Genomic DNA, 25,083 nt, shown 5'->3' with positions numbered 1-25,083 from the left:
CTCGCTATCATGCAACAGGGAGTGCACAATGCGCCTGCTTCACACCATGCTCCGGGTCGGCGACCTGGATCGTTCGATTGCCTTCTACACCGAGCTGCTCGGCATGAAACTGCTGCGCCGCGAAGACTATCCGGACGGTAAATTCACGCTGGCGTTCGTCGGCTATACGGACGAACGCGACGGCACTGTCATCGAACTGACGCACAATTGGGATACGCCGTCGTACGATCTCGGCACTGGCTTCGGGCACCTCGCGGTCGAAGTCGACGACGCGTACGCCGCATGCGACAAGATCAAGGCTCAAGGCGGCACGGTCGTGCGAGAAGCCGGCCCGATGAAACACGGCACCACGGTGATCGCTTTCGTCACGGATCCGGACGGCTACAAGATCGAGTTCATCCAGAAGAAAAAGTGATCCAGACGGCGCGGCGCAGTCAAACGATGAAAATAATCCCTGCTTCAAAGAACTCGTCGAGATTCATGCCGAAATCCAGGCGTGGTTCGACGGCTGAGCGGATGGCGGCGCGCTGCAACGAATCGTGGCGCGCTTCGCGCCGCAATTCACGATGATCATGCCGTCCGGCGTCGCACTGGACCACGCCGGCGTGCGCGAGATTTTCGCGAAGCTGCGCGGCGCGCGTCCGGGCTAGCAAATCACGATTCGCGATATGGAGATCGTCGCCGAGTATGCGTCGGGCGCGGTGGTGAAGTATCGCGCGTATCAGCGCGACAACGCGGGTAATGCGAACGTGCGGCGCTCGACGGCGGTGCTGGACTTCGATGCGCAAGGCAAGGTGACGTGGCGTCATCTGCACGAAACCTGCTGCACGGAGTGAGCGGCGGATCGTCGCGGCTGACGGTTAGCGGTCGCGGGTTGGCCGCTGCTGTTTGCCGCTTGCAATGCGGCCCGGCGCTTCAGCGTGAAGCGCCGGCGCCAGGCTGTGCAGACCTCAAAGCGTCGGCAGCAATTCCGGTGGATGCGACTTCAGCGTCTGCCGCGCTTCGCGGAATTCCGGAAAAATCGATTCGACCGTTTGCCAGAAGCGCGGGCTGTGATTCATTTCACGCAGATGCGCGAGCTCGTGCGCAACGACGTAATCGATGATGGACAGCGGGAAATGAATCAGCCGCCAGTTCAGGCGAATCTTGCCGTCACTCGAACAACTGCCCCAGCGTGTGGCCGCTGAAGAGAGCGCATACGCGCGATAGTTGACGCCCAGCTTCTCCGAGTAGATGGCGAGGCGCTCGCCGAACAGACGCTTCGCTTCGCCCTGCAACCAGCCTTGCACGCGGTCCTTGATCTGCTGCGGATCGGCCTGCAATGGCAACGGCACTTGCAGCGCCGCATCGCCCGCGCTGAACGCCAGTGTGCCTTGCGGCGAACCGAGCTTCACGCGCACCGGCTGGCCGAGGTACGGCACTTCGGCGCCATCTTTCCAGTCGACCTTGGGCAGCGCGCGCTGTTCGACACGCGTTTGCCACTCGATCAGCTTCGTGAAAATCCAGCGCTGCTTTTCGGTGATCGCGGTTTCGATATCGGCGAGCGTGACCCAGCGCGGTGCGGTGATCGTCAGACCGGTGCTGTCGATCGCAAAGCCGATCGAACGGCGCGCCGAACGTTTGAGCACGTAATGCAGCGTGCGCGCGCCGACGGTCAGGCTGCGCAGCTTGCTGCCGTCCGGCGCAAGCGGCACGGTCGGCGGTTGCGCGGCGGGCGACCCCGCTGAGGGCGCGGACGGTGAAGGGGACGACGACGTCGACCCCGGCTCGGCGAAGAGCGGGAGATCGAGCTGCCGGTTATCGAGCGCCGCAGCGGGCTGCGATGTGGGAGACTTCTGCATCGGATTAGCTTCGCGCAATACGCCTTCGAGGGCGTGGGCGCGTCAGATTGGTGCGGCGGCGGAACTGCCTTCCGCCGCGCGATACGCGGTAGGATCGATGCGGCGCATTTCAGTTTCGATCCACTGTTCGACGCGCGTGTTCACTTCGTCGGGCGTGAGCCCCGTTGTATCGATTGGCTTGCCGATCGACACTGTGACTATACCCGCATATTTAAGGAACGAGTTGCGCGGCCACACACGTCCGGCGTTGTGTGCGATCGGCACGACTGGCGCGCCGCTGGCGATCGCGAAGCGCGCGCCGCCGGTCTTGTACTTGCCTTGCTTGCCGGTCGGCGTGCGCGTGCCTTCCGGAAACATGATGACCCAGGCGCCTTCCGCCATGCGTGCTTTGCCTTGCCTGATGACCGATTCGAACGCGTTTTTGCCTTCCTTGCGATCGATATGAACCATCTTCAGCATGCCGAGCGCCCAACCGAAGAACGGCACATACAGCAGCTCGCGCTTGAACACGTAGCACAGCGGCCGCGGCATCAGTGCCGGAAACGCCAGCGTTTCCCACGCCGATTGATGCTTGGACAACAGCACCGCCGGACCGTCGGGCAGGTTCTCGTAACCTTCGATTCTGTAGCGGATGCCGTTGAGCCAGCGTACCGTGTTGAGCGTTGCGCGGCACCAGCCGGCCGCCATCCAGTAGCGATGGTCGGCGCGCAAGAACGGGAACGCGATGAAGCACGCGGTCGCGTACGGCACCGTGAACAGCACGAAGTAGATCAGCAGCAGCAAAGAACGTATGAAGCGCATCGGCGTGGTCAGTGAGGGTTGGGGACGCGCATGGCGCGCGTCACTCCTGGGCGTCGGCGAGGAAGTCGAGCGCGAATGCGCGCAGGTCGTCGTGCACGATCGTGCCGTCGGGCAAGCCGCCGGCTGCGAGCGTTTTGCGGCCCTTGCCGGTTAGCACCAGATGAAGCGGATGACCGAGCGCCGCGCCCGCTTGCAGATCGCGCATCGCGTCGCCGACGACGGGCGTGTGCGCCGGATCGACCTCGAAGCGCTCGGCGATCATCTTCAGCATGCCGGGCTTGGGCTTGCGGCATTCGCAATGATCTTCCGCCGTGTGTGGGCAGAAGAACACCGCATCGATGCGCCCGCCGACCGCCGCCGCCATCCGGTGCATCTTCAGATGCATCGCATTGAGCGCGTTCATGTCGAACAGACCGCGGCCGATGCCCGACTGGTTGGTCGCGATCGCCACGCGATAACCGGCCTGGTTCAGCCGCGCGATCGCTTCGAGCGCACCGGGCAGTGCGACCCATTCGTCCGGCGACTTGATGAACGCGTCGGAGTCGACGTTGATCACGCCGTCGCGGTCGAGGATCACCACTTTTCTGTTCTGCATGGCGCGGGGCTCAGGCGGCGAGTCGGGAGATGTCGGCGACGCAGTTCATCTGCTGATGCAGTGCGCCGAGCAAGGCCAGACGGTTGGCGCGCAAAGCGGGATCTTCGGCGTTGACCATCACGTCGTTGAAGAACGTGTCGACCGGTTCGCGCAGCGCGGCCAGCGCGGTCAGCGCACCCGTGTAGTCGCGTGCGCCCAGTTGCGTCTGCACGCGTGGCGCGACCTGTTCGAGCTGCGCATGCAGCGCTTTTTCCGCCGCTTCGACGAGCAGCGCGCCCTGCACGCCGTTGCTCGTCGCGCCTTCCGACTTCTTCAGGATGTTCGAGATGCGCTTGTTGGCCGCTGCAAGCGAAGCCGCTTCGGCCAGCGTCGCGAATTCGCGCACTGCATCCAGGCGCGCGACGATGTCGTCGAGACGCGTGGGGTTCAGCGCCAGCACCGCGTCGATTTCGCCGGCTGCATAGCCGCGCTCACGCAGCAGACCGCGCAGGCGGTCCATGCTGAATTCGTAGATCGCCTGGGTCGATTCGGCGACGTTCGGCATTGCGGCGAATTGCGCGTAAGCGGTGCGCAGCAGTTCGACGAAGTCGATCGGCAGTTGCTTCTCGACCAGAATGCGCAGCACGCCGAGCGCATGACGGCGCAGCGCGAACGGGTCTTTCTCGCCGGTGGGTTGCAGGCCGATGCCCCAGATGCCGACCAGCGTTTCGAGCTTGTCGGCCAGCGCGACGACGGTGCCGGTTGCGGTGGCGGGCAACGCATCGCCGGAAAAGCGCGGCTGATAGTGTTCCGAGCACGCGAGTGCGACTTCTTCCGGCTCGCCGTCGTGGCGCGCGTAGTACGTGCCCATCGTGCCTTGCAGCTCGGGGAATTCGCCGACCATGTCGGTGATCAGGTCGGCCTTGGCCAGACGCGCGCCGCGCTTCGCGAGCGCTGCGTCGGCGCCGGTCAGGCCGGCGATCGCGCCGGCCAGCGCTTCGACGCGCTCGACGCGTTGCAGCGCCGAACCCAGCTTGTTGTGATAGACGACGTTCGCGAGCAGCGGCACACGATCCGCGAGCGGCTTCTTCTTGTCCTGCTCGAAGAAGAACTTCGCGTCGGCCAGACGCGGGCGCACCACGCGTTCATTGCCTTCGACGATATCGCCCGGCGTCGCCGTTTCGATGTTCGACACGATCAGGAAGCGCGAGCGCAGCTTGCCGTTCGCATCGGTTAGCGCGAAGTATTTCTGGTTCGTCTGCATCGTGAGGATCAGGCATTCCTGCGGCACTTGCAGGAACTCGTCCTCGAAACGGCATGAGTAGACCACCGGCCATTCGACCAGCGACGTCACTTCATCCAGCAGCGCTTCGGGCATCACGACCTGGTCGCCGTTGGCGTGCGCGAGCAGATGGGTGCGAATGGTTTCCTTGCGATCGGCGAAATTCGCCACCACGCGGCCCTTGTGCAGCAGCGTTTCGGCGTAGGCATCCGCGTGCTGGATTGCCACGAGACCTTCGGACAGGAAGCGGTGGCCGAGCGTGGTGTCGTCGGCATCGATGCCGAACGCGGTGACCGGCACGATCTGGTCGTTATGCAGCACGGTCAGACGATGCACCGGACGCACGAACTGCACATTGGTGCCGTCCGGGCGCTGATACGTCATGACCTTCGGGATCGGCAGTTTGTCGAGCGTTTCGTCGAGCGCGCTTTGCAGGCCTTCGGCGAGCGTCGCGCCGGGCGCGGCATAGCGCAGGAAGAACGCGTCGGCCTTGCCGTCCTGCGCGCGCTCCAGGTCGTTCACCGAAAAATCGGGGAAGCCGAGCGCAGCGAGTTTCTTCGCGAGCGGTGCGGTGGGTTGACCGTCTTTGTCCAGTGCGACGGAAACCGGCAGCACTTTTTCGCGCACGTGTTTTTCCGGCGCGACCGCGCGCACATTCTTGATCGTGACAGCGAGGCGGCGCGGTGTGGCGTAACGTTCGAACGACAGTTCGCCTTCGATCAGATCGCGCGCCGCGAGGCGCTGCGCAATGCCTTCAGCGAACGCGTCGCCCAGACGTGCGAGCGCTTTCGGCGGCAGTTCTTCAGTGAGCAGCTCGACGAGCAGGGTAGCTTGATGGGGTTGCGTCATGTGGTGATGTTCTCGTCAGTCCTGGTCGATCTTGCGTTCGACTTTCAGCGGCGGCGCCCACGCGGGCATCGCGGCATCTTGCGCGTCGGTGGTGAGGCCGGGCACGCCGTGCACCGGATTGCCGAGCATCGGGAAGCCGAGCTTCTCGCGCGCATCGTAGTAGGCCTGCGCAACCAGACGCGACAGCGCGCGAATCCGGCCGATATAAGCCGCGCGTTCCGTGACCGAAATGGCGCCGCGTGCGTCGAGCAGATTGAACGTGTGGCCGGCCTTCAGCACCAGCTCGTACGCGGGCAGTGCGAGCTGCGCTTCGATCATGCGCTTCGCGTCCGCTTCGTAGCTGTTGAAGAACGTAAACAGCAGATCGACGTTCGCTTGCTCGAAGTTATACGTGGACTGTTCGACTTCGTTCTGGTGATACACGTCGCCGTACGTCAGGCGACGGAGTTCCGGGCCGTTCGGGCCTTGCTCTTCCCACTCGGTCCACACCAGGTCGTAGACGTTTTCGACCTTCTGCAAATACATCGCGAGGCGTTCGAGGCCGTACGTGATTTCGCCGAGCACCGGCTTGCAGTCCAGCCCGCCGACTTGCTGGAAGTAGGTGAACTGGGTCACTTCCATGCCGTTCAGCCACACTTCCCAGCCGAGACCCCAGGCGCCGAGCGTGGGGTTTTCCCAGTCGTCTTCAACGAAACGCACGTCGTTCTGCTTGAGGTCGAAGCCGAGGGCTTCGAGCGAACCGAGGTACAGGTCGAGGATGTTTTCCGGCGCCGGCTTGAGCACCACCTGGTACTGGTAGTAGTGCTGCAGACGGTTCGGGTTCTCGCCATAGCGGCCGTCTTTCGGACGGCGCGACGGCTGCACATAGGCGGCGCGCCACGGTTCGGGGCCGATTGCGCGCAGGAACGTGTGGACGTGGGACGTGCCCGCGCCGACTTCCATGTCGATCGGCTGGAGCAACGCGCAACCCTGCTTGTCCCAATAGGACTGCAGTGTCAGGATGATTTGCTGAAACGTGAGCATGAAGTGCCTTTCGGGCATGGGGCCGATCCGCGAAGCGCCGAAGCGCGCGAGGTGGCCGTGGAGCGAAGTGCTAAACCCTGGATTTTAACGGAAAGGCAGGGGGGTGTCCGTTTTGCGGGGTCGGACGCGAGCGAATGCGGTTTTTGAACGACAAAGGGCCGCTGCTTGCGGCCCTTTGTCGTCGGTCATGGGTGGTTGGCTATGCGTTGCTTGCCGGCTAGCCGATTACGTTGCCGTGAGCTCCACCCTCGGTGAGAACGAATCGCTTTGCGCGACCGGCCACCACTTCTCGAACAGCGAGTAGCGATACTTGCCGTTGAGCAGATCGTTCGGTTCGAGATACTTCAGCAGATCCGACATCAAGCGCACCTCATGCGACGACACGCGCCGCACGATGTGATGCGCACGCAGTTCCGCCGGATGCTTCAACCCCGCGGCCTGGATGATTTCCTTCAGCGCATGCAGCGTGTTGTGGTGGAAGTTGAACACGCGGTCGGCCTTGTCCGGCACCACCAGCGCGCGCTGGCGCACCGGGTCCTGGGTCGCGACGCCGGTCGGGCAGCGTCCGGTGTGGCAGGTCTGCGCCTGGATGCAGCCCACCGCGAACATGAAGCCGCGTGCCGCGTTGACCCAGTCCGCGCCGATCGCCAGCGTCTTCGTGATATCGAACGCGGTGATCATCTTGCCGCTCGCGCCGATGCGAATGCGCTGCCGCAAGCCGAGGCCGACCAGCGTGTTGTGGACCAGCAGCAATCCTTCCTGCAACGGTACGCCGACGTGATCGGTGAATTCCAGCGGCGCCGCGCCGGTGCCGCCTTCCGCGCCATCCACGACGATGAAGTCCGGCAGAATCCCCGTTTCCAGCATCGCCTTCGCAATGCCGAAGAACTCCCACGGATGCCCGATGCACAGCTTGAAGCCGGTCGGCTTGCCGCCCGACAGCGTGCGCAGACGGTCGACGAATTCGAGCAGGCCGCGCGGCGTCGAGAACTCGGAGTGGGTGGCCGGCGAGATGCAGTCGCGGCCCATCGGCACGCCGCGCGTCTCGGCGATTTCCGGCGTGATCTTGGCCGCCGGCAGCACGCCGCCGTGACCCGGCTTCGCGCCTTGCGACAGCTTCACCTCGATCATCTTCACTTGCGGCTCGGCGGCCTGCTTCGCGAACTTCTCGGCGCTGAAGGTGCCGTCGTCGTTACGGCAGCCGAAGTAGCCCGAGGCGATTTCCCAGATGATGTCGCCGCCATGCTCGCGGTGATACTTCGACATCGAGCCTTCGCCCGTGTCGTGCGCAAAGTTGCCTTTCTTCGCGCCGAGGTTCAGCGCCATGATCGCGTTCGCCGACAGCGAGCCGAAGCTCATCGCGGAGACGTTGAAGATCGACATCGAATAAGGCTGCGCGCGATCGGGTCCGACGACGATGCGGAAGTCGTGATTGTCGAGCGTGGTCGGCGCGAGCGAGTGGCTGATCCACTCGTGCGCGACCGCTTTGACATCGAGCTCGGTCCCATACGGGCGGCTGTCGACGTCGTTCTTCGCGCGTTGATAGACGATGCTGCGCTGCGCGCGCGAGAACGGTTTCTCGTCGGTATCGTTTTCAACGAAATACTGGCGGATTTCCGGACGGATGAACTCGAACAGAAAGCGGAAGTGGCCCCACAGCGGATAGTTGCGCAGAATCGCGTGACGCTGCTGCGTCAGGTCGAACAGGCCGAGCGCGACGAGCGCGAGCGGCACGATGATCCAGAACCACGATAGGTGATGCGTGACGGCGAGCGCCGCGCAGACGGCGAGCAGCGCGACTGCGCACCACATGGCCAGATAACGTCGAGAAAACATGGGGACTCCAGGGCAGTGAAGATCGTCACGGAGGGATCGCCGCCGCGGTCGGCGCAGACGGAATCCACCGCGAAGGAAAACTGACGAATGCTTGTTAGCGTGAAGCTGGCGTCGGCTGGGCTCACCGGCGCGCATCGCTTAGCGCGCGCTCAGCAGTGCCGCCTTTTGCGGCTGGCGCGCGGCCGGTTGCCCGGTCACCGCATGTTCGATGATGCCGCCGCCGAGGCACACGTCGCCATCGTAGAGCACCGCTGATTGCCCTGGTGTGACAGCCCATTGTGCCGCGTCGAAAGTCAGCTCGAAGAGGTCTGCGCCACCGTTCGCGTTGATATCAGCCGCACGAATGCCCGCCGCACGAATGCCCGCCGCATTGAAGGTGCATGCCGCATCCGCTTGCCGGTAACGCGTTTTCGCGCCGCACGCGAAGCCTTCCGCCGGCGGCTCGCCCGCGACCCAGCTCGTATTGCCCGCGCTCAGCCTATGGCTGAGCAGCCACGGATGATCGTGGCCTTGCGCCACGTACAGCGTGTTCGACGCAATATCCTTGCCGGCCACGAACCACGGTTCGCCGCTGCCGTCCTTGCTGCCGCCGAGGCCGATGCCCTTGCGCTGGCCGAACGTGTAGAACGCGAGGCCGATGTGTTCGCCGATCACCTTGCCGTCGGTGGTTTTCATCGGGCCCGGTCTGGTCGGCAGATAGCGGTTCAGGAAGTCGCGGAACGGCCGTTCGCCGATAAAGCAGATGCCGGTCGAATCTTTCTTCTTCGCGTTCGGCAGCGCAATCTGCTCGGCGATCTCGCGCACCCTGGTTTTCGGAATCTCGCCCAGCGGGAACAGCGTCTTCGACAACTGCGCCTGATTCAGGCGATGCAGGAAGTACGACTGGTCCTTCGTATGGTCGAAGGCCTTCAGCAGTTCGAAGCGGCCGTTGTTCTCGCGCACGCGCGCATAGTGGCCGGTCGCGATGGTCTCCGCGCCGAGCGACATCGCGTGGTCGAGGAAGGCCTTGAACTTGATTTCGGCGTTGCACAGCACGTCCGGGTTCGGCGTGCGGCCGGCCGAATATTCGCGCAGGAATTCGGCGAACACGCGGTCCTTGTATTCCGACGCGAAGTTGACCGCTTCGACGTCGATGCCGATCAGGTCCGCCACCGACACCACGTCGATCCAGTCCTGCCGCGTCGAGCAGTATTCGCTGTCATCGTCGTCTTCCCAGTTTTTCATGAACAGGCCGACCACGTCGTAGCCCTGTTCCTTCAGCAGCCACGCGGTGACCGACGAATCGACGCCGCCCGACATGCCTACTACGACTTTCTGCTTGCTCATAAGATGCTCACTGGGTGCTGCATGACTGCATGGATCGTGGGATGGCCGCTCGTGACTGCTACCTTTTTTGCCCGACTGAATGCGTATGCACGAAGTCGAGCGGGAAACGCCGGCCGGCCAGATAGTCGTCGAGACACTGCATGACGAGCGGCGTGCGATGCCGTTCCGGACAGGCGCGCAATTCGTCGGCGCTCATCCACAACGTGCGGACGATCTCGCGGTCGAGCGCGCGCGCCGCATCCGGTTCGCCGCTGGCGCCGCAATAGGTGAAGCGCAGGTACGTGATGCCTTCACGGCCGGGCCGCTCGAAGTGGGTCATGTACATGCCGACCAGCGCCTCGGGCGCGAACGGATGGGCGGTTTCCTCCAGCGTTTCGCGGATCACCGCCTGCTGCAGCGTTTCGCCCGCCTCCAGGTGGCCGGCGGGCTGGTTCAGGCGCAAGCCGTCGGCGGTATGTTCCTCGACCACGAGAAAGCGCCCGTCACGCTCGACGATCGCCGCGACGGTGACGTGCGGCAGCCAGGTTTCCGGTTTCATGGGTGCGCATTTTACCGTTTATGGGCCTGGGCTGCCGGGAAGCGGGCCGAGCGGGCAACCCCGGATTGTCCCCGATTTCTGCGCACCCCCTTGTTTCGGTTAAAGTGAGGCGTTAGCCGTTGCACATGCAAGCCGGCGTGCCTCGTCGGCCAGTCTGTCGTCAAACAGGAAGTCGAGGAGGAACCACGATGCACATCGGAGTGCCAGCCGAGACGCGCGCGCACGAAACCCGCGTCGCCGCGACGCCCGAAACGGTCAAGAAGTACGTGACCCAGGGCCACCGGGTCACGATCCAGAGCGGCGCCGGCACCGGCGCGAGCTTTCCTGACGAAGCGTTTACAGCCGCCGGCGCGGAAATCGTCGATGCGGCCACCGCCTTCGGCGCCGATCTCGTCCTTAAAGTCCAGTCCCCGACCGATACCGAGTTGCCGCTGCTCAAACGCGGCGCGACGCTGGTCGGCATGCTCGATCCGTTCAACGCCGACAACGCGCAGAAGCTGGCTCTCGCCGGCGTCACCGCGTTCGCGCTCGAAGCCGCGCCGCGCACCACCCGCGCGCAGAGCCTCGACGTGCTGTCGTCGCAGGCGAACATCGCCGGCTACAAGGCGGTGCTGCTGGCGGCGACGCTCTATCCGCGCTTCATGCCGATGCTGATGACCGCGGCCGGCACCGTGAAAGCGGCCCGCGTGCTGATTCTCGGCGCGGGCGTGGCCGGTTTGCAGGCGATCGCGACCGCCAAGCGCCTCGGCGCGGTAATCGAGGCGTCCGACGTGCGGCCAGCGGTGAAAGAGCAGATCGAATCGCTCGGCGCCAAATTCCTCGACGTGCCCTACGAAACCGACGAGGAGCGCGAAGCCGCGCAAGGCGTCGGCGGCTATGCGCGGCCGATGCCGCCGTCGTGGCTCGCGCGCCAGTCGGCGCTGGTCCACGAGCGGGCGAAGCAGGCGGACGTGGTGATCTCCACCGCGTTGATTCCGGGCCGCGCCGCGCCGACGCTGATCTCGGTCGAAACCGTGCAGGCGATGAAGCCGGGCTCGGTGCTGGTCGACCTCGCCGCCGGACGCGGCGCGGGGGTTGACGGCAGCGGGGGGCAGCGCGGCGGCAACTGTCCGCTCACCGAGGCGGATCAGGTGGTGGTCAGGCATGGCGTGCAGATCGTCGGCTATACGAACCTGGCCTCGATGGTGCCCGCCGACGCGTCGTCGCTCTATGCGCGCAACCTGCTCGACTTCCTCAAGCTGATCGTCACGAAGGAAGGCACGTTGAACATCGATCTCGCGGACGACATCGTCGCGGCCACGCTGCTGGCCCGCGACGGCGCAGTCGTGCGCAACGCCTGAAGCGCCAACGAACTTTAACCAGGAGAGCGGCGATGGAAGTCCTCAACCACACCGTCATCAACCTCATCATCTTCGTGCTGGCGATCTACGTCGGCTACCACGTGGTCTGGAACGTCACGCCCGCGCTGCACACGCCGCTGATGGCCGTGACCAATGCGATCTCGGCGATCGTGATCGTCGGCGCGATGCTCGCGACCGGGCTGACGCTCGGCGGCCCCGGCAAGCTCTTCGGCACGCTCGCCGTCGCGCTTGCGGCGGTCAACGTGTTCGGCGGCTTTCTCGTCACACGGCGAATGCTGGAGATGTTCCGCAAGAAAGAACCGAAGAAGCTTCCCGCCGCTGCCAAGGAGAACGCGTAATGAGTCTGAACGTCGTCACGCTGCTTTATCTGGTCGCGTCGGTCTGCTTCATTCAGGCGCTCAAGGGGCTGTCGAATCCGAAGACGGCACGTGTTGGCAATACCTTCGGCATGGTCGGGATGGCGATTGCCATTCTCACGACCCTCGCGCTGATCGCCAAACAGGCGGGCCAACTCGGCTCGAATCTCGGTCTGGGGCTCGGCCTGCTGCTGTTCGCGCTGGTGATCGGCGGCGCGGTCGGCGCGTTCGTCGCGGCGCGCGTCGAGATGACCAAGATGCCCGAACTGGTCGCGGCGATGCACTCGCTGATCGGTCTTGCCGCGGTCTGCATCGCGTATGCGGTGGTGTCGGAGCCGTCCGCGTTCGGTCTCGTCGATCCGGAGAATCCGGTTCCGGGCTTTCTGCCTTATGGCAATCGCATCGAGTTGTTCATCGGCACGTTCGTCGGCGCGATTACCTTCTCCGGTTCGGTGATCGCGTTCGGCAAGCTGTCGGGCAAGTACAAGTTCCGGCTCTTCCAGGGCGCGCCGGTCGTGTACGGCGGCCAGCATCTGATCAACCTGATGCTGGCGATCGCGATGCTCGGCTTCGGCATCCTCTTCTTCCTCACGCAGTCGTGGCTGCCGTTCATCATCATGACGGTGATCGCGTTCGTGCTCGGGGTGCTGATCATCATCCCGATCGGCGGCGCGGACATGCCGGTGGTGGTGTCGATGCTGAACTCGTACTCGGGCTGGGCGGCGGCGGGCATCGGCTTCTCGCTGAACAATCCGATGCTGATCATCGCGGGCTCGCTGGTGGGTTCGTCGGGTGCGATTCTGTCGTACATCATGTGCCGCGCGATGAACCGTTCGTTCTTCAACGTGCTTCTCGGCGGCTTCGGCAATGAGCCGGGCGCGGCGGCAGCGGGCGGCGCGGCGGAGCAGCGTCCGGTGAAATCGGGTTCGGCCGACGACGCGTCGTTCATGCTCGGCAATGCCGAAACCGTGGTGATCGTGCCGGGTTACGGACTGGCGGTGGCGCGCGCGCAGCATGCGCTGAAGGAGCTGACCGACAAGCTGGTCGAGAAGGGCATCGAGGTGAAGTACGCGATTCACCCGGTGGCCGGACGGATGCCGGGGCACATGAACGTGCTGCTGGCCGAAGCCGAAGTGCCGTACGACATGGTGTTCGAAATGGACGACATCAACGGCGAGTTCGGCCAGATCGACGTGGTGCTGGTGCTCGGCGCAAACGACGTGGTGAACCCGGCCGCGAAGAACGATCCGAAGTCGCCGATCGCGGGCATGCCGATCATCGAGGCGTATAAGGCGAGGACGGTGATCGTCAACAAGCGGTCGATGGCGGCAGGTTACGCCGGGCTCGACAACGATCTGTTCTACATGGACAAGACGATGATGGTGTTCGGCGATGCGAAGAAGGTGATCGAGGATATGGTGAAGTCGGTGGAATGAGTGTGCGTGGGGATCGCGGGTTGCCTGACTAAGGCTCGCGATCCTCACTTCGGCTTCGCATTCACGTGCCGCAACAGATCCGCGAGCCGTTTGCCTTCCTGATCCGGGTATTGTTCGAGCACCTGAAGATCGCGGATCTTCTCCAGTCCGAAATTGCGGAAGTCGCTGCGCATTTCGCACCACGCGCCGAGCGTCCAGCGCGCGCCCCAATAGGCGAGCGCGAGCGGCCAGACCCGGCGCTCGGTCTGCGCGCCGTTCACGTCGGTGTAGGCAAAGCGCACCACCTGCCGTGCGTCGATCGCGCGATGCAGCGCGTCCAGTTGCGCCGAAAAATCCCCTTTGATATGAAACGACGGCGCGAAGATCGCCAGCCTTTCGAGCGTCGCGCGCTTGTCGGCGGGCATCGCCGATGCGATCTTGGCGAGCGCCCCGCGCGCGCCGCTCGCGAAATCCGCGCCGCCCCACGATTCGAGCATGCGCGCACCGGCGGCGAGCGCGGCCAGTTCGTCCGCGGTGAAGGTGAGCGGCGGCAGGCTCGCCGTGCGGCTCAGCCGGTAGCCGATGCCGGCCTCGCCTTCGATCGGCACCCCTGACAATTGCAGATCGCGGACGTCGCGATAGACCGTGCGCAGCGAGATGCTCAGCCAGTCGGCGAGTTGTTGCGCGGTGGTCAGACGCCGTCCGCGCAGCAGTTCGGCGATCTGGAACAGGCGGTCGGCGCGGCGCGTCATCGTGGGCGTCTTGTAGAAGAGGACGGGAACGGTCCCGCGATGATAGCGCCGCATGCCGCCCTCCGCTCAGGCTTCGCTACGGCGCGCGCGCTGCCGACTCGCGTGCGCGCCGCGTTGCGTTGCGGTTCAGCCGTTGGTGCGCGAGTGCAGGCCGAGGCGGTTGCCTTCCGTATCGGTGAAGAACGCGATGTAGCCGATGTCCTGCGGCAGCTTGATCACCGGGCCATCGGTCTTGCCGCCGGCCTGTTCGACGCGGGCGAGCGTGGCGTCGACGGTCGGTTGCGCGTTCAGATAGACGAGCACGCCGTCCCCGGTCGGCGTCATCGACGGGCTGTGGACGATCGCTCCGCCGGTGGCCGGCTCTTCGTAACCGAACACGGCGATCGGCTGGCCGCCGACTTCCTGGCGATTCAGTTTGACGTCGAGCGCGGCTTCGTAGAAGCGGACGGCGCGATCGAAATCGACGGACGGAATCTCGAACCATGCAACAACTTTGGATGACGTGGACATGACACTCTCCTGTGGATGGCGGGTAAGCCGTGCAAAGCGCCGGATGGCGTGAGAAGGAGTGTGCGAGGGTGCTGCTGACAGCGTGGTGTCAGTAGGGTGTGGCAGGAGGTAGGTCGTTGGTAGAGCGAGGGATGGGGCGCTGCGCCAGAAAAATTCCCAGCCTGGCGCGCGCCGGCGAAAAAAACCGCGGAGACAAAAGGTCCGCGGTTTTCATTGCCGTGCTACAGCGCGCCTCAAGCGGCTTTGCGTTAAGCGCGTTCGCCTCAAGCCGCCGGCGTATCGCTCTGCGGCCGCTGACGCACGCTGCCCGCAATCAGATCGAAGCGGAACAGCCGGCACTCGAGCGCGCCGTTGAAGAGCGGCGTCTTGGTCGACTCACGCAAACGCAACTGCCCCGGCAGCTTGCGATCCGACGTCAGGATGAACGCATGCCAGCCGGTGAAGCGCTGCTTCAACGCGTCGCCGAGCGACTGGAAAAACTCGCTGTCCGGTGCTTCTTCCTGGACGCGGCGGAAGCCGTCGTCTTCGCGGCTGTCACGATTGCCGCGGCCTTCGCGAAGCTCGCCGCGCGCGTTGCGCCCGCGCACTTCGATCCGCTCGCCGTACGGCGGATTGGCGACGAGGATGCCCGCTGCGGACGTCGGTGGTGTCATGCCGCGTGCGTCGACCTGCTTGAGCGGGATCGATGGCAAGCCGGCGCGCTGGAAGTTCGCCCGTGCCTTGTCGAGCATGTCGCCGGAAATATCGCTGCCGAAGATCTGCAGATCGGCGCGCGAGCTGCGCGCGGCGTGCTTCGTGTCGAGCGCGGCCGCCTTCAGCGTCTGCCAGGTCTTGGCGTCGAATTGCTTGAGCTTCTCGAAGCCGAAGCGGCGTTCCGCACCCGGCGCGATATTCAGCGCCACTTGCGCGGCTTCCGCGAGGAACGTGCCGCTGCCGCACATCGGGTCATACAGCGGCGTGCCCGCGTTCCAGCCGGTCAGACGCAGAATGCCCGCCGCCAGATTCTCGCGCAGTGGCGCCGCGCCCTTGTCGAGGCGCCAGCCGCGCTTGAACAGCGGGTCGCCGGAGGTGTCGAGGTAGAGCGTGCAATCGGTGGCGGTGAGGAACGCGAACACGCGCACGTCAGGCATGCCGGTGTCGATGCTCGGCCGTGCGCCGCTGACTTCGCGCAGACGGTCGCAGATCGCGTCCTTCACACGCAGCGTCGTGAACTCCAGGCTGCGCAGCGGCGACTTGATCGCGGTGACGTCCACCCGCAGCGTTTCGTTCGCCGAGAACCATTGTTCCCAACGCTGTTCGACCGCGAGCGCGTAAATGTCCTGCTCGCTGCGATACGGTCGATGCGCGATCTTCAGCAGCACGCGACTCGCGAGGCGCGAATGCAGGTTGGCGGCCATGCCGGCGGCCCAGCCTCCGCGAAAATGCACGCCGCCCGGCACTTGTGCGCCGGCCGTGAACGGCGCGCCGTTCAGGTGTTTGGCGGCAATTTCGGCAAGTTCGGCCGCGAGCGAGGCTTCAAGGCCGCGTGGGCAAGGGAGGAAGAAATCGAAGGACATTGAGTTGCCGGAAGGCGTTGGATAAGGCGCCATTGTACGCGGTCGGGATGGGCCGCCATGCGCGACTGCATGACGGCGCCGGCCGCGCCGGCCTGCGGGCCGGCGCGGCGAGCGCTTGCTACGTCTCTCGCTTCCTCGCTTCGCGCGCGGTTTTCGCCGGCCGGTCAACGCGGCGTAGCACGGCGTCGGTCCCAGCAGCGAGAACGCGCGCAGCGTGGCGTGCGCCTTTTCTGGCGCAATGATGTGCGTGAAACAGCAGCAGCCGCAGCTGGCGGACAAACTTCAAACCCTCAAACCCTCAAACGCTGACGCCAGCCAACCCCCTTCAGCCGCCAGCCGCCGTAGTCGCACCCGCGGACGGACACGCCGGCACGACCACCGCAGCCCCCTTACCCGCCGCCCCACCCGTTGTCCCGCGCGCAACAGCCGCAGCCATGGCCTGCACCGCCGCCCCAATCTGCGCGGAAATCTGCGCCAACGCCTGCCGATGTCCATCGACCAGCGTGTCATACGCGCCGCCGCCGACCGGCTCGCTCACCACGCTGCGGCACGTCATCACCGTATTGCTGCGCACGGCCCGCACGCTCCACACCGCATCGATCAACGCATGCGATCCAGGCCACGACTCGAAGCGCTGCACATTCATGCTGACGCGATACACCGGCGTCGCATCCGAATGCGCGGTGCCATACACATCGATGGTGCCGAGCTGCTGCGTGAGGCTCGTCGACAGAGCGCGCCGGATCTCGTCGCCGGGCAGCGACGCCCAGCGCTCCTCTTCGAGCACCTTGACCTGGGTCGGGCCGGTCTGCACGACCAGCTGATTCTTCGTCACCTGCGGCGGCACGTCGATCGGCGCGACCTCGATCATCCAGGCCGGCGCAGCCGATGTCCTCGCGCTGACAGGCGCGGCGGATCCGGCCGCACCCTCGGCGCCCAGCGTATAAAAGCGGCTCGGCGGCGACGAACACGCGGCCATGGCCACCGCCGCGGCCAGCGCGCCGGCATACACGGCGCCGCGCACGAGAGAACGCGGCGGACGGGGGAGCCGGGCAAACATCATGGTTTATCTCCTGATTTACCGCGCAACAGCGATTCGGGATGACGCTCCAGATAATCCGACAGCGCGTTCAGCGACTGCAACGTGCGCGTCAGTTCCTGCAACGCCTGATGAACATCCGACTGCAACGGCGAGTCCTGCTGCAAGGTCGCCTCGGCCGAGCCGAAGGTCTGCTTCGCCGCCGCGAGCGTATCGCGGGCCTGCGGCACGACTTCCTTGTCGAGCCGCGTGAACAGCTGATCGGCGTTCTTCAGCGCGCTGTTCAGATTGGTGCCGATCTGGTCGAACGGCACCTTGTCGAGCTTCTTCGCGATGTCGGCGACCTGCACCTGCAACTCGTCGAGCGAGTTCGGGATCGTCGGCAGTTCGAGCGGATCGCTCGCGACATCGACGCTGGCCGGCGGCGCCTTCGGAAAGATATCCAGCGCGACGTACAACTGGCTCGTGATCAGATTGCCGGTGCGCAACTGGCCGCGCAGTCCATGCTTGACGAGCTGTTGCAACAGGCTCTGACCGGCGAGACTGCCCGGTTGCGGCGCGGTTTCGCGGAAGCGCTTGCCGAGGCGGTCGGGGTAGATGTTCATCGTCACCGGCATCGTGAAGCTGCGTGTCTTCGGGTCGTAGTCGATGCCGATGTTGGTCACCTGGCCGAGCACGATGCCGCGGAAATCGACCGGCGCGCCGATCGACAGACCGCGCAGCGACTGATTGAAGTTCATCACCACGCGCAGCGGCACGCCGTCCGGTTCGCGCATGGCATCCGCTTCATCCGAGCCGAGGCGGAACGTCATATTGTTCGGCGCCTGCGCGCCCACGCCCTGGCCGGGCGGCGACTGGAACGACAGGCCGCCGACGATCACCGTCGCGAGCGATTGGGTATTGAGCTTGAAGCCGCTCGAGTCGAGCCGCAGATCGACGCCGCTCGCATGCCACCAGCGCGAGTTGGTGCCGACGTACTGGTCGAACGGCGCGGACACGAACACCTGCATGGTCACGCCGGTGCCGTCCTTGTCGAGCGAGAAGCCGACCACCTGGCCGACCTGCACGCGCCGGTAGAAGATCGGCGAGCCGATGTCGATCGAGCCGAGCGAGTCGCCGTGCAGGACGAACTGGTGGCCCTTCTGGTCGCCGGTAATCGGCGGCGGCGTTTCGAGGCCGACGAAGTTTCTCTCGCTGTCCGGCGAACGGCCGGCGTCCGTGCCGATGTACGCGCCCGACAGCAGCGTGGTGAGACCCGACACGCCGCTCGCGCCGACGCGCGGGCGCACCACCCAGAAGCGCGAATCCTTGACCGCGAACTTTCCGCCTTCCTTGGTCAACTGCACCTGCACCAGAACGTGCGACAGATCCTCCGATAGCGTGATGGTCTTCACCGAACCGACGGTGACGTCCTTGTACTTGACCTGGGTCTTGCCCGGCTCGAGCCCTTCGGCGCTGATGAAGCTGATGGTGATGATCGGGCCTCTCTCGGTCACCGACTTGATCACGAGCGCGAGGCCGATCAGCGCGGCGATCAGCGGAATCACCCAGACTAGCGAAGGCAACCAGCGGCTGCGCGGCTCGATTTCGGGGTCTGGAAGTTGCGGCGGCAGTTTGGGTCCGTTCGAATCGTTGCGCGGCGCATCATCGGAGGCGGGCGTCGGTCCTTGCGGGCTAGTCATGGTCAAGATCCTGAGGTTTTTGAGTATTGCCGTCCACGGGGTCCCAGATGAGCCGTGGATCGAACTGCATGGACGCCATCATGGTCAGGATCACCACCGAGCCGAACGCGATCGCGCCCGGTCCGGCCGTGATCACGGCAAGCGATTTGAAGCGCACCAGCGCAACGGTCAGCGTGACGACGAACACGTCGAGCATCGACCAGCGGCCGATCCGTTCGACCATCCGGTACAGCGTGGTGCGCTGCCCGGGCCGCCAGCGCGAGCGGCGCTGCGCGGTGACGGTGAGCAGCACGAGCACGCTCAGCTTGAGCATCGGCACCATGATGCTGGCGATGAACACGATCACCGCGAGCGGCCAGTCGCCCGAGGTCCAGAAATAGACGACGCCGCTCATGATGGTGTCGTCTTCGGAGCCGAGCAGCGACGAAGTGTGCATCACCGGCAGCAGGTTCGCGGGAATATACAGCAGCGCGGCGGCGATCAGCAGCGCCCACGTGCGCATCAGGCTGTCGGGGGTGCGTGAATGAAGGTGCGCGCCGCAGCGCCCGCAGTGCTGCGGCGTGATCGAGCGGATGCGCGGTTCGACGCGTCCGCACGCATGGCAGGACACGAGGCCCGCGCGTTTCGCGGTGACATATTTCATCGTGTGTTCATCCCCGACGCGGCTCGGGTGGCACGCCGGGCGGCAACGCGGGTTGCGCCGTGGCTTGCACGTCAGTTGGCGGCGCGGTTTGCACCGCCGGGTGGACGTCAGCCGGCGCGGGCGGGCCGGCCTGCGAACTGACGGCGGCCGCCGCGCTGTCGGCGGAGGTGCGTGGCAGCGGCCGCTGGCTGCGCTCGCCGAGTTCGTCGGCGAGATCCCACAGCACGCGCGGATCGAACGTGACGACCACCGCGAACATCAGCGTCAGCGTGCCGAACGCGAACAGCGCGGCCTCGGGGATCACGCGCGCGAGACTGACCATCTTCACGATCGTGATCAGCACGCCGAGCATGAACACTTCGATCATCCCCCACGGGCGCACGAACTGGATCGCGCGCAGCACGCGGTTGAACGCGCTCGGCACGTGGCCGGAGCGCAGCGGCACCAGCACGTAGAGCAGCGCGACCAGTTCAGTGAGCGGGAACAGGATGGTCGAGCAGAACACCATCACCGCGACGATCTGCATGTCCTCGTCCCACAGCGCGACGAGTGCGCCGAACAGCGTGGTCTGCGAGGTGATGCCGTTGGTCTCGAGTTCGACGATCGGAAAGCCCTGCGCAATCACAAAGGTGATCAGCGCGGCCAGCGTCATCGCGCAGATGCTGTCGAGCTTGCGCGAGACGCCGCGATAGAGCGTCGCGCCGCAGCGCGGACAGCGCGCGGCCGTGCGCCCGACAAGCCGTGGCTTGCGGAACAGCGTATCGCATTCATGGCACGCGATCAGGTTGTCATGTTCCATACGGCAGAAGGGCTAACGACATGAGGGGCAGCGTGCAAGGCCAGTTCTTATGGCAGGCAGGGTGAGAGTGTGGAGCAATAGTACCAAACGCGGCTTCGCTGCCGCGTCGGCCCGTGCACCGGGTGCGAACCGCGCGCTGGACAGCGGCGGCATTCCGAAGTCTTACACGTTTTGGCATAGTTCTGACATTCTCGGTCCCTAATTGTTCGATTACGGTTCGCAGGGCGGCAAAATTCGGACCAGCCCAGCTCAAACCACTGCAGCCAGCTTTTTGTGCATGGGGTAGCATGGCGGCCGTGGCGTGTACCGCAGCGCGTATGTCCCTGGCCGTAGGCATCGATGCGGTGCGCATCGATGCGGGGAATAGCAGGGCAAGCTGCGCCGTTAACTTTTCTTGGCTTGCGTTGATCTGTCATGGCACTCAATCCTTCATTCGGCAGCCGGGAGTCATACACGCGGACTGCCATCGCCTTTCACTGGCTGATCGCGCTGCTGATCGTATGCGGCTTCGCGCTCGGCTGGGTGATGACCGACATTCCGGGCTTCACGCCTACCAAGCTGCGCTACTTCTCCTGGCACAAATGGATCGGCGTGACGGTGTTCGCGCTCGCGATCCTGCGCATCCTGTGGCGCGTGACTCACGCAGAGCCGGCGATGCCGCGCCGTATGCCGGCCTGGCAGCGTGGCGCCGCGCATCTCGTGCACCTGTTGCTGTACGTCCTGATGATCGCGATTCCCGCCTCCGGTTACCTGTACAGCTCGGCGGCGAATGTGCCCGTGGTGTACCTCGGGCTGATCCCGCTGCCGCGTCTGATCGCGCCGGACCCGCACCTGAAGGAACTGCTGAAGAACGTGCATATCGTGCTGAATTACACGTTGCTGGTGCTGGTCGCGGTACACATCGCGGCCGTGCTCAAGCATCAATGGCTGGATCGCGACGGCCTGCTTTCGCGCATGCTCCCTTTCCTCAAATAAGGACAACCATGAAGGTCTCGTTTTATCGCTACATGCTCGCCGCGTTCGCCGCGGCTTCGCTGACCGCGGCGGGCTGCGCGCTCGCGCAGGTCGACGTCGCGAAGAGCTCCGTGACGGCCACCTCGAAGCAGATGAACGTGCCGGTGGAAGGCAAGTTCGGCAAGTTCACCGCGCAGGTCAAGTTCGATCCGGCGAAACCGGCCGACGGCAGCGCGCAGATCAGTATGGATGTGGCGAGCTACGATCTCGGCGACGAGAGCTACAACGAACAGGTGCGTGGCAAGGACTGGTTCGACGCGAAGACCTATCCGAGCGCCACGTTCGTTTCGAGCGCGATCGCGCCGGCCGGCAGCAATCAGTTCAAGGTGACCGGCAAGCTGACCATCAAGGGCAAATCGCAGACGGTGGTGGTGCCGGTCACGGTGGGCCAGCAGGGCGCGACGCAAACCTTCGACGGCTCGCTGCCGATCAAGCGCTCGCAATTCGACGTCGGTACCGGCGAATGGAAAGATACGTCGGTGGTCGCCGATGAGGTGGTGATCAAGTTTCATATCGTCGCGGCGCAGAAGTGATGCGTGCGATGTTCGTGATGTCCGCTGCGCTGTTCGGGCGCGGCTGTTTTTTCACCGGAACCTGGGAGCATGAATTGAAAACATCCATGTTGATCGCGGTTGGCGCACTGGCTTCTACTTTCTCGCTCGGCGCGTTTGCCGCCGCCGACACCTATCAGCTCGACCCGGCTCACACGTTTCCGAGCTTCGAGGCGGATCACTTGGGCGGCCTGTCGGTATGGCGCGGCAAGTTCACGAAGAGCTCCGGCACGGTGACGCTCGACCGCACGGCGAAGACCGGCACGGTGGACGTGACGGTCGATCCCGCTTCGGTCAGCACCGGCAACGGCAAGCTCGACGAACATCTGAGATCGGATGCGTTCTTCGACGTCGCCAAGTATTCCGCGGTGACCTACAAAGGCACCGATATCAAGTTCGACGGCGACAAACCGGCCGAAGTGATCGGCAACCTGACGATTCGCGGCGTGACCAAGCCGCTGAATCTGAAGGTCGAGTCGTTCAAGTGCATGCCGCACCCGGTGCTCAAGCGCGAAGTGTGCGGTGTCGAAGCGAGCGCTCAATTCAACCGCGCCGATTTCGGCATGGATTTCGGCACGAAATACGGCTTCAGCATGGAGACGAAGCTGCACATCCAGTCCGAAGGCATCAAGCAGTAAGTGCTTTAACGCGCCCTTGAGTACGGGTATCGAATAGCGTCGCGCCGCAACGCAAAAAACCGCCTCGTTCGGTTTGCGACGAAGCGGTTTTTTATTGTTTGGCCAATAGACCGGATGCCTTATGCGGCGCTGCATCCAATCTACCGCTCGCGTCAGATTTTTTTGCAGTTAAATAGAGCGCTGGCATCGGACCGGTTATGCGCATAGCCGGTCCGGCGCTATCGGGCCCGTCGAGCCCGCACCAATAATATTTCGCGCGAACTGGAGATCTGGATGAATGCAACGACAGCAGCAAGCATCGCGGGGAGTCGGCAGAGTTCGTGGCGCGCGGTGATCGCCGCCTCGATCGGCAATGCGCTGGAATGGTTCGATCTGGTGGTGTACGGCTTTTTCGCGGTGACCATTGCGAAGCTGTTCTTTCCGGCCGGCAACGATACGGTCTCGCTGCTGTTGACGCTCGGCACCTTCGGCGTGTCGTTCTTCATGCGGCCGCTCGGGGCGATCGTGATCGGCGCCTACGCGGACCGCGCCGGGCGCAAGGCGGCGCTTACGCTGTCGATCCTGCTGATGATGAGCGGCACGCTGATCATTGCGATCTTGCCGACCTACCAGAGCATCGGCCTTGCCGCGCCGCTGGTTCTCGTGATCGCCCGTTTGATGCAGGGCTTCTCGGCGGGCGGCGAGTTCGGCAGCGCGACCGCTTTTCTCGCGGAACACGTGCCGGGGCGGCGCGGCTTCTTCGCGAGCTGGCAGGTGGCGAGCCAAGGTCTTACGACGCTGCTGGCGGCCGGCTTCGGCGTGCTCCTCACCGGCCGGCTGACGCCGGAGCAGATGGCGTCCTGGGGCTGGCGCGTGCCGTTCGTCTTCGGTCTGCTGATCGGGCCGGTCGCCTGGTACATCCGCACCAGGCTCGACGAGACACCTGAATTCCTCGCGGCGGAAACGACCTCGACACCGCTGCGCGACACCTTCACGAGCCAGAAGCTGCGGCTTCTGATCGCCATCGGCGTGGTAGTGCTCGGCACCGTGTCGACGTATCTGGTGCTGTTCATGCCGACCTACGGCGTGAAGCAGTTGGGACTAGCGCCGTCGGTCGCGTTCGCGGCGATTGCGCTGACCGGCGTGATCCAGATGGTGTTCTCGCCGGTGATCGGTCATCTGTCGGACCGGCATGGGCGCACCACGACCATGCTGATCTCGGCGCTGCTGCTGCTCGTGCTGATCTATCCGGCTTTCGTGTACCTGGTCGCGCATCCGAGCTTCGGCACGCTGATCGCGTTGCAGATCGTGTTCGGCTTTCTGATGACCGGATACTTCGGCGCGCTGCCGGGTTTGCTGTCGGAGATGTTTCCGGTGCAGACGCGTACGACCGGCATGTCGCTCGCGTATAACATCGCCGTGACAATCTTCGGCGGCTTCGGGCCGTTCATCATCGCGTGGCTGATCAGCGTCACGGGGTCGAAGGCCGCGCCGAGCTACTACATGATTTTTGCCGCGGCGGTGAGCCTGATGGCGCTGATGGCGGCGCGTCGCAAGCTCGGTTTTCGCTGAGGCGAGGTGACTTGTTGCTGCGCGCTTGAGCGGAGCGTTAGTGGGTGAGCGTGTTGGTGCGCTAGTCCGTTTGTGCGTTAGGGCGGCAGGGCAGCAATGCAGCGCAGCGGTAAACGCAAAAGGCCGGTTCAGAATGAACCGGCCTTTTGCCATTTGCGAAGTCCGCCTCTACTGCCGGATCAGACTTGCGCGCCTGCGTTCGGGTCGTTCGGATCGCTGCGTTCCTTCTTGTCCTTCACCAGATCTTCGCGCTTCACGCCGAGCCACATCGCGAGCGCTGCGGCGACGAACACCGACGAATAGATACCGAACAGAATACCGACCGTCAGCGCCAGAGCGAAGTAGTGCAGCGTCGGGCCGCCGAACAGGAACATCGACAGCACCATCATCTGCGTACAGCCGTGCGTGATGATGGTTCGCGACATCGTGCTGGTGATTGCGTGGTTGATCACTTCGATCACGGTCATCTTGCGTTCGCGGCGGAAGGTCTCGCGAATCCGGTCGAAGATCACGACCGACTCGTTCACCGAATAGCCGAGCACCGCGAGTACCGCGGCCAGCACCGACAGCGAGAACTCCCACTGGAAGAACGCGAAGAAGCCGAGAATGATCACCACGTCGTGCAAGTTCGCGATCACGCCGGCCACCGCGTACTTCCATTCGAAACGGAACGACAGGTAGATCACGATGCCGATCACCACGCAGGCGAGCGCGAGCAGGCCGTCGGTGGCGAGCTCCTTGCCGACCTGCGGGCCGACGAACTCGACGCGCTGCAACTGCACCTGCGGGGTGTCGGCCTTCAGCGCGCTCATCACCTGGTCGCTCTGTTGCGCCGACGTGAAGCCCTGCTTGAGCGGCAGACGGATCAGCACGTCGCGCGAGGTGCCGAAATTCTGCACCTGAGCGTCGGCATAGCCGAGTTTGGCCAGCGTGCCGCGCACCGGATCCAGCGGCGCGGCGCCCGGGTACTGCACTTCGATGACGGTACCGCCGGTGAACTCCACCGACAGATGCAGCCCACGGTGCACCAGGAAAAACACAGCGGCGAGGAACGTCAGCAGCGAGATTGCGTTGAAGATCAACGCACGCTGCATGAACGGAATGTCTTTGCGAAAACGGAAAAATTCCATGGTCTTGTTCTCCGGG

26 protein-coding genes are annotated in these 25,083 nt (G+C 64.4%); 9 read left to right on the top strand and 17 right to left on the bottom strand.

Translation table 11 applies throughout. The annotated features are described in order from the left end of the window. The first annotated feature begins 28 nt into the window (after window positions 1–28). Window positions 29–415, top strand: a complete 387-nt coding sequence (gloA, locus tag HV744_RS06400) for a lactoylglutathione lyase (RefSeq protein WP_175148690.1) — start codon at window positions 29–31, stop codon at window positions 413–415. 19 nt (window positions 416–434) lie between these two features. On the opposite strand, the gene HV744_RS37160 is transcribed toward gloA, so the two are convergent. Beyond that, the gene (locus tag HV744_RS37160; protein ID WP_246278962.1) at window positions 435–599 is read right to left on the bottom strand and encodes a hypothetical protein; all 165 of its coding nucleotides are present in this window, start codon (window positions 597–599) and stop codon (window positions 435–437) included. A 69-nt stretch (window positions 600–668) separates the two neighbouring features. Between HV744_RS37160 and HV744_RS37155 the strand changes: the two genes are divergently transcribed. Further along, window positions 669–836 (top strand): hypothetical protein, encoded by a 168-nt coding sequence (locus HV744_RS37155; protein ID WP_246278961.1) that lies wholly within the window; start codon window positions 669–671, stop codon window positions 834–836. Between the two features lie 114 nt (window positions 837–950). On the opposite strand, the gene HV744_RS06390 is transcribed toward HV744_RS37155, so the two are convergent. From HV744_RS06390 to HV744_RS06355, 8 genes are all read right to left on the bottom strand, one after another. Further along, a complete protein-coding gene (locus HV744_RS06390) occupies window positions 951–1,841 on the bottom strand; it encodes a M48 family metallopeptidase (protein ID WP_175148689.1) in 891 nt (296 codons plus the stop codon). A gap of 42 nt (window positions 1,842–1,883) precedes the next feature. Next, the gene (locus tag HV744_RS06385; RefSeq protein ID WP_175148688.1) at window positions 1,884–2,642 is read right to left on the bottom strand and encodes a lysophospholipid acyltransferase family protein; all 759 of its coding nucleotides are present in this window, start codon (window positions 2,640–2,642) and stop codon (window positions 1,884–1,886) included. Between the two features lie 40 nt (window positions 2,643–2,682). Then, a complete protein-coding gene (gene gmhB, locus HV744_RS06380; RefSeq protein ID WP_175148687.1) occupies window positions 2,683–3,237 on the bottom strand; it encodes a D-glycero-beta-D-manno-heptose 1,7-bisphosphate 7-phosphatase in 555 nt (184 codons plus the stop codon). A 10-nt stretch (window positions 3,238–3,247) separates the two neighbouring features. Beyond that, entirely contained in the window at window positions 3,248–5,347 is a 2,100-nt protein-coding gene (glyS, locus tag HV744_RS06375; RefSeq protein ID WP_175148686.1) for a glycine--tRNA ligase subunit beta, read from the bottom strand. A 15-nt stretch (window positions 5,348–5,362) separates the two neighbouring features. Then, on the bottom strand, window positions 5,363–6,370 hold the full coding sequence (gene glyQ / locus HV744_RS06370) for a glycine--tRNA ligase subunit alpha (protein WP_175148734.1): 1,008 nt from the start codon (window positions 6,368–6,370) through the stop codon (window positions 5,363–5,365). 225 nt (window positions 6,371–6,595) lie between these two features. Next, window positions 6,596–8,206: an FMN-binding glutamate synthase family protein gene (locus HV744_RS06365; RefSeq protein ID WP_175148685.1), complete on the bottom strand. Its 1,611-nt coding sequence runs from the start codon at window positions 8,204–8,206 to the stop codon at window positions 6,596–6,598. A 138-nt stretch (window positions 8,207–8,344) separates the two neighbouring features. Further along, window positions 8,345–9,532, bottom strand: a complete 1,188-nt coding sequence (gene mnmA, locus HV744_RS06360) for a tRNA 2-thiouridine(34) synthase MnmA (RefSeq protein WP_175148684.1) — start codon at window positions 9,530–9,532, stop codon at window positions 8,345–8,347. Window positions 9,533–9,590: 58 nt separating this feature from the next. Then, the gene (locus HV744_RS06355; protein ID WP_175148683.1) at window positions 9,591–10,070 is read right to left on the bottom strand and encodes an NUDIX hydrolase; all 480 of its coding nucleotides are present in this window, start codon (window positions 10,068–10,070) and stop codon (window positions 9,591–9,593) included. Window positions 10,071–10,258: 188 nt separating this feature from the next. Between HV744_RS06355 and HV744_RS06350 the strand changes: the two genes are divergently transcribed. Genes HV744_RS06350 through HV744_RS06340 form a run of 3 tightly spaced genes read left to right on the top strand, consistent with a single transcriptional unit; the run spans window position 10,259 to window position 13,223 of the window. Beyond that, window positions 10,259–11,410 carry a Re/Si-specific NAD(P)(+) transhydrogenase subunit alpha gene (locus HV744_RS06350; protein ID WP_175148682.1) on the top strand — a complete coding sequence of 384 codons (1,152 nt, stop codon included), beginning with the start codon at window positions 10,259–10,261 and terminating at the stop codon, window positions 11,408–11,410. Between the two features lie 32 nt (window positions 11,411–11,442). Further along, window positions 11,443–11,769: an NAD(P) transhydrogenase subunit alpha part 2 gene (locus HV744_RS06345; RefSeq protein ID WP_175148681.1), complete on the top strand. Its 327-nt coding sequence runs from the start codon at window positions 11,443–11,445 to the stop codon at window positions 11,767–11,769. Further along, window positions 11,769–13,223 (top strand): NAD(P)(+) transhydrogenase (Re/Si-specific) subunit beta, encoded by a 1,455-nt coding sequence (locus HV744_RS06340; protein ID WP_175148680.1) that lies wholly within the window; start codon window positions 11,769–11,771, stop codon window positions 13,221–13,223. The genes HV744_RS06345 and HV744_RS06340 overlap by 1 nt, the downstream gene beginning before the upstream one ends. A 44-nt stretch (window positions 13,224–13,267) precedes the next feature. Here HV744_RS06340 and HV744_RS06335 read toward each other — a convergent pair whose 3' ends face one another. From HV744_RS06335 to HV744_RS06305, 7 genes are all read right to left on the bottom strand, one after another. After that, entirely contained in the window at window positions 13,268–14,008 is a 741-nt protein-coding gene (locus HV744_RS06335; protein ID WP_175148679.1) for a helix-turn-helix transcriptional regulator, read from the bottom strand. A 72-nt stretch (window positions 14,009–14,080) separates the two neighbouring features. Then, a complete protein-coding gene (locus HV744_RS06330) occupies window positions 14,081–14,464 on the bottom strand; it encodes a VOC family protein (protein WP_175148678.1) in 384 nt (127 codons plus the stop codon). 263 nt (window positions 14,465–14,727) lie between these two features. After that, a complete protein-coding gene (locus HV744_RS06325) occupies window positions 14,728–16,020 on the bottom strand; it encodes a THUMP domain-containing class I SAM-dependent RNA methyltransferase (protein ID WP_175148677.1) in 1,293 nt (430 codons plus the stop codon). A 325-nt stretch (window positions 16,021–16,345) separates the two neighbouring features. After that, a complete protein-coding gene (locus HV744_RS06320) occupies window positions 16,346–17,083 on the bottom strand; it encodes a PqiC family protein (protein WP_175148676.1) in 738 nt (245 codons plus the stop codon). Further along, a complete protein-coding gene (locus tag HV744_RS06315; protein ID WP_175148675.1) occupies window positions 17,080–18,741 on the bottom strand; it encodes a PqiB family protein in 1,662 nt (553 codons plus the stop codon). Before HV744_RS06315 ends, HV744_RS06320 begins: the two co-directional genes overlap by 4 nt. Next, window positions 18,734–19,384 (bottom strand): paraquat-inducible protein A, encoded by a 651-nt coding sequence (locus HV744_RS06310; RefSeq protein ID WP_175148674.1) that lies wholly within the window; start codon window positions 19,382–19,384, stop codon window positions 18,734–18,736. The genes HV744_RS06315 and HV744_RS06310 overlap by 8 nt, the downstream gene beginning before the upstream one ends. A gap of 7 nt (window positions 19,385–19,391) precedes the next feature. Continuing rightward, a complete protein-coding gene (locus HV744_RS06305) occupies window positions 19,392–20,183 on the bottom strand; it encodes a paraquat-inducible protein A (RefSeq protein ID WP_175148673.1) in 792 nt (263 codons plus the stop codon). A 414-nt stretch (window positions 20,184–20,597) separates the two neighbouring features. Between HV744_RS06305 and HV744_RS06300 the strand changes: the two genes are divergently transcribed. The 4 genes from HV744_RS06300 to HV744_RS06285 all read left to right on the top strand — a co-directional run bounded on the left by HV744_RS06300 (window position 20,598) and on the right by HV744_RS06285 (window position 23,937). Next, window positions 20,598–21,158, top strand: a complete 561-nt coding sequence (locus HV744_RS06300; RefSeq protein ID WP_175148672.1) for a cytochrome b — start codon at window positions 20,598–20,600, stop codon at window positions 21,156–21,158. Between the two features lie 8 nt (window positions 21,159–21,166). After that, entirely contained in the window at window positions 21,167–21,730 is a 564-nt protein-coding gene (locus HV744_RS06295) for a YceI family protein (RefSeq protein ID WP_175148671.1), read from the top strand. An 86-nt stretch (window positions 21,731–21,816) separates the two neighbouring features. Then, window positions 21,817–22,386: a YceI family protein gene (locus tag HV744_RS06290; RefSeq protein ID WP_175148670.1), complete on the top strand. Its 570-nt coding sequence runs from the start codon at window positions 21,817–21,819 to the stop codon at window positions 22,384–22,386. A gap of 273 nt (window positions 22,387–22,659) precedes the next feature. Beyond that, window positions 22,660–23,937: an MFS transporter gene (locus HV744_RS06285; protein ID WP_175148669.1), complete on the top strand. Its 1,278-nt coding sequence runs from the start codon at window positions 22,660–22,662 to the stop codon at window positions 23,935–23,937. A 179-nt stretch (window positions 23,938–24,116) separates the two neighbouring features. Here HV744_RS06285 and secF read toward each other — a convergent pair whose 3' ends face one another. Then, on the bottom strand, window positions 24,117–25,067 hold the full coding sequence (gene secF, locus HV744_RS06280; protein ID WP_175148668.1) for a protein translocase subunit SecF: 951 nt from the start codon (window positions 25,065–25,067) through the stop codon (window positions 24,117–24,119). Between the last annotated feature and the right edge of the window lie 16 nt (window positions 25,068–25,083).

Source organism: Paraburkholderia ultramafica, from assembly GCF_902859915.1.
Lineage (GTDB): Bacteria > Pseudomonadota > Gammaproteobacteria > Burkholderiales > Burkholderiaceae > Paraburkholderia > Paraburkholderia ultramafica.
Note: the sequence above shows the minus strand (reverse complement) of the source record. Positions and strands in the feature narration are given on the sequence as shown.

Excerpts from the sequence above, each read along its gene's own strand:
- gloA (WP_175148690.1), top strand. The coding sequence starts at position 29 with ATGCGCCTGCTTCACACCATGCTCCGGGTCGGCGACCTGGATCGTTCG.
- HV744_RS37155 (WP_246278961.1), top strand. The coding sequence starts at position 669 with ATGGAGATCGTCGCCGAGTATGCGTCGGGCGCGGTGGTGAAGTATCGC.
- HV744_RS06390 (WP_175148689.1), bottom strand. The coding sequence starts at position 1,841 with ATGCAGAAGTCTCCCACATCGCAGCCCGCTGCGGCGCTCGATAACCGG.
- HV744_RS06385 (WP_175148688.1), bottom strand. The coding sequence starts at position 2,642 with ATGCGCTTCATACGTTCTTTGCTGCTGCTGATCTACTTCGTGCTGTTC.
- gmhB (WP_175148687.1), bottom strand. The coding sequence starts at position 3,237 with ATGCAGAACAGAAAAGTGGTGATCCTCGACCGCGACGGCGTGATCAAC.
- glyS (WP_175148686.1), bottom strand. The coding sequence starts at position 5,347 with ATGACGCAACCCCATCAAGCTACCCTGCTCGTCGAGCTGCTCACTGAA.
- glyQ (WP_175148734.1), bottom strand. The coding sequence starts at position 6,370 with ATGCTCACGTTTCAGCAAATCATCCTGACACTGCAGTCCTATTGGGAC.
- HV744_RS06365 (WP_175148685.1), bottom strand. The coding sequence starts at position 8,206 with ATGTTTTCTCGACGTTATCTGGCCATGTGGTGCGCAGTCGCGCTGCTC.
- mnmA (WP_175148684.1), bottom strand. The coding sequence starts at position 9,532 with ATGAGCAAGCAGAAAGTCGTAGTAGGCATGTCGGGCGGCGTCGATTCG.
- HV744_RS06355 (WP_175148683.1), bottom strand. The coding sequence starts at position 10,070 with ATGAAACCGGAAACCTGGCTGCCGCACGTCACCGTCGCGGCGATCGTC.
- HV744_RS06350 (WP_175148682.1), top strand. The coding sequence starts at position 10,259 with ATGCACATCGGAGTGCCAGCCGAGACGCGCGCGCACGAAACCCGCGTC.
- HV744_RS06345 (WP_175148681.1), top strand. The coding sequence starts at position 11,443 with ATGGAAGTCCTCAACCACACCGTCATCAACCTCATCATCTTCGTGCTG.
- HV744_RS06340 (WP_175148680.1), top strand. The coding sequence starts at position 11,769 with ATGAGTCTGAACGTCGTCACGCTGCTTTATCTGGTCGCGTCGGTCTGC.
- HV744_RS06335 (WP_175148679.1), bottom strand. The coding sequence starts at position 14,008 with ATGCGGCGCTATCATCGCGGGACCGTTCCCGTCCTCTTCTACAAGACG.
- HV744_RS06330 (WP_175148678.1), bottom strand. The coding sequence starts at position 14,464 with ATGTCCACGTCATCCAAAGTTGTTGCATGGTTCGAGATTCCGTCCGTC.
- HV744_RS06325 (WP_175148677.1), bottom strand. The coding sequence starts at position 16,020 with ATGTCCTTCGATTTCTTCCTCCCTTGCCCACGCGGCCTTGAAGCCTCG.
- HV744_RS06320 (WP_175148676.1), bottom strand. The coding sequence starts at position 17,083 with ATGATGTTTGCCCGGCTCCCCCGTCCGCCGCGTTCTCTCGTGCGCGGC.
- HV744_RS06315 (WP_175148675.1), bottom strand. The coding sequence starts at position 18,741 with ATGACTAGCCCGCAAGGACCGACGCCCGCCTCCGATGATGCGCCGCGC.
- HV744_RS06310 (WP_175148674.1), bottom strand. The coding sequence starts at position 19,384 with ATGAAATATGTCACCGCGAAACGCGCGGGCCTCGTGTCCTGCCATGCG.
- HV744_RS06305 (WP_175148673.1), bottom strand. The coding sequence starts at position 20,183 with ATGGAACATGACAACCTGATCGCGTGCCATGAATGCGATACGCTGTTC.
- HV744_RS06300 (WP_175148672.1), top strand. The coding sequence starts at position 20,598 with ATGGCACTCAATCCTTCATTCGGCAGCCGGGAGTCATACACGCGGACT.
- HV744_RS06295 (WP_175148671.1), top strand. The coding sequence starts at position 21,167 with ATGAAGGTCTCGTTTTATCGCTACATGCTCGCCGCGTTCGCCGCGGCT.
- HV744_RS06290 (WP_175148670.1), top strand. The coding sequence starts at position 21,817 with ATGTTGATCGCGGTTGGCGCACTGGCTTCTACTTTCTCGCTCGGCGCG.
- HV744_RS06285 (WP_175148669.1), top strand. The coding sequence starts at position 22,660 with ATGAATGCAACGACAGCAGCAAGCATCGCGGGGAGTCGGCAGAGTTCG.
- secF (WP_175148668.1), bottom strand. The coding sequence starts at position 25,067 with ATGGAATTTTTCCGTTTTCGCAAAGACATTCCGTTCATGCAGCGTGCG.